We start from the raw sequence: 1,668 nt of genomic DNA, 5'->3' as shown, positions 1-1,668 counted from the left end.
ACTAACCGCACACTTTCGTCCCCGCACCGTTTTATGTCTACACCATGCGATAAAAACTGAAACTTGCCTATATCTATTGGTATCATTGTGTTGCCTCCAAATTATGTATGCATATTTGACAAAATATCTCTAACAGAGATTAAAAACATTATATATCTCCCATAGAGATATGTCAAGCAAAATATATTAAAATGATTTATAATTATCTCTATGATAGATATTGGAAACAAAATAAAAGATTTAAGGAATGAGTTACAACTATCCCAAAAACAAATAGCGGAAATGCTTAATATTGCTCAAAATACATTTTCACAAATAGAAACTAATACAAGACAACCCAGTTTGGAATTACTTATAAAAATAGCAAAGCTCTTTCAAGTATCGACAGACTATATTCTCGGACTTGAAGATGAAGCAGGGCAGAAAACTTATATAAATAGTTTTAATAACATGAATATCACCTGCAATTCCGGAACAATAAAATTTTAAGGAATATCTTATGGTTTTAACATATCAATCATTAGAACAAGCTCAAGAAGATATTACAAAACATTTAGGAAGTAATATTGTACAACAAGCCCCCGTACTTTCAAAATTTTATTACAATAAATGTTCTTGCAAGAATTACACCTATATAACAATATCGCAGTTTCACAATAGAAATACAGAGCAAGATGCGTTACTTATGCATTGTAGAAACTGTGGAACAATAAAAGTGTTATACGAAAATCACTTTACATTAACCGATTATGTATTTTGCCAAGTAAATTATAACGCAAATTGGAAAAAATATTATAATCAAATTTTTTCAAAATAGAGTTTCGTAACCCTCTTGACAAAATAGCAATATTATGATAATATGTTGATATAATAAATTTGGAGGTTATGAAAATGCCTAATATTAGACCGTCTTCCGAACTTAGAAATAATTACACCGGTATTATGAAATTTTGCCGTCAAAAAAGACAGCCTGTATTTTTGACTGTGAACGGCAAAGGCGATAGCGTTATATTGCCGATAGAACTTTATGAACAATCTCAAGAGGAGCAAAAGTTGGCTTTGCTTTTAGACGAAGCCGAAGCTGAAATTAACGCTGGCAATTGCTTTACGCATGAGGAAGTTTTCGGAGAGCTTAACCAAAAGATTGAGCGTTTGAGGAAAACGGAAAATCTATGATTAAATTAATATACTCGCCAAAAGCGAAAAGCGACTTAAACAATATTTTCGATTATATTGCTTCTGATAATATTGCCGAAGCAATTAACTTTACCGAACATATAAAATCGGATATCGAAAGACTTGTTGATTTCCCGAATACGGGAACCGACCAAGGGAAAGAGTTCTTAATACAAAGAAAAATAAAGTTTATTGTAATAAATGATTATTTAGCTTTTTTCAAATACCATGCCGAAAACCAAACAATACATATTTTAAGAATTTTGAACGGGGCTATGGAATACGAAACACGGATATCGGAAGACGACCACAAAGTTAAATAAACAAAAAAAGCCGCTCGAAAGGGCGGTTTTAATAATCGCGCGCGCGACACCTTAGAAAATTGTTTGTTAAAATCATGCGTTTTTCGGCGGTAACTCTTAATCAGGGTGTCCAGAGTTCGAGCCTCTGATGGCGCACCAAGGCGGTCAATTTCGACCGCTTTTTTCTTTG

The 1,668-nt window shown here is 33.0% G+C and carries 4 protein-coding genes; 3 read left to right on the top strand and 1 reads right to left on the bottom strand.

Going from position 1 to position 1,668, the window contains the following annotated elements; genetic code table 11:
* The first annotated feature begins 210 nt into the window (after window positions 1-210).
* From NFR55_RS10425 to NFR55_RS10610, 3 genes are all read left to right on the top strand, one after another.
* Complete coding sequence (locus tag NFR55_RS10425) at window positions 211-489, top strand: helix-turn-helix domain-containing protein (protein WP_251548844.1); 279 nt, start codon at window positions 211-213, stop codon at window positions 487-489.
* 396 nt (window positions 490-885) lie between these two features.
* Window positions 886-1,176 carry a type II toxin-antitoxin system Phd/YefM family antitoxin gene (locus NFR55_RS10420; RefSeq protein ID WP_251548842.1) on the top strand — a complete coding sequence of 97 codons (291 nt, stop codon included), beginning with the start codon at window positions 886-888 and terminating at the stop codon, window positions 1,174-1,176.
* Complete coding sequence (locus NFR55_RS10610; protein WP_420851548.1) at window positions 1,173-1,499, top strand: type II toxin-antitoxin system RelE/ParE family toxin; 327 nt, start codon at window positions 1,173-1,175, stop codon at window positions 1,497-1,499. The genes NFR55_RS10420 and NFR55_RS10610 overlap by 4 nt, the downstream gene beginning before the upstream one ends.
* Here NFR55_RS10610 and NFR55_RS10415 read toward each other — a convergent pair.
* The coding region (locus tag NFR55_RS10415) for a hypothetical protein (protein ID WP_251548840.1) at window positions 1,382-1,668 on the bottom strand (287 nt) is incomplete at its 5' end. The two genes, NFR55_RS10610 and NFR55_RS10415, sit on opposite strands and share 118 nt — an antisense overlap.

The organism is Pumilibacter intestinalis, assembly GCF_943193005.1.
In the GTDB taxonomy this organism is placed as follows: domain Bacteria; phylum Bacillota; class Clostridia; order Christensenellales; family Pumilibacteraceae; genus Pumilibacter; species Pumilibacter intestinalis.
This window is presented reverse-complemented; position numbering and strand designations above follow the sequence as displayed.

Excerpts from the sequence above, each read along its gene's own strand:
- NFR55_RS10425 (WP_251548844.1), top strand. The coding sequence starts at position 211 with ATGATAGATATTGGAAACAAAATAAAAGATTTAAGGAATGAGTTACAA.
- NFR55_RS10420 (WP_251548842.1), top strand. The coding sequence starts at position 886 with ATGAAAATGCCTAATATTAGACCGTCTTCCGAACTTAGAAATAATTAC.
- NFR55_RS10610 (WP_420851548.1), top strand. The coding sequence starts at position 1,173 with ATGATTAAATTAATATACTCGCCAAAAGCGAAAAGCGACTTAAACAAT.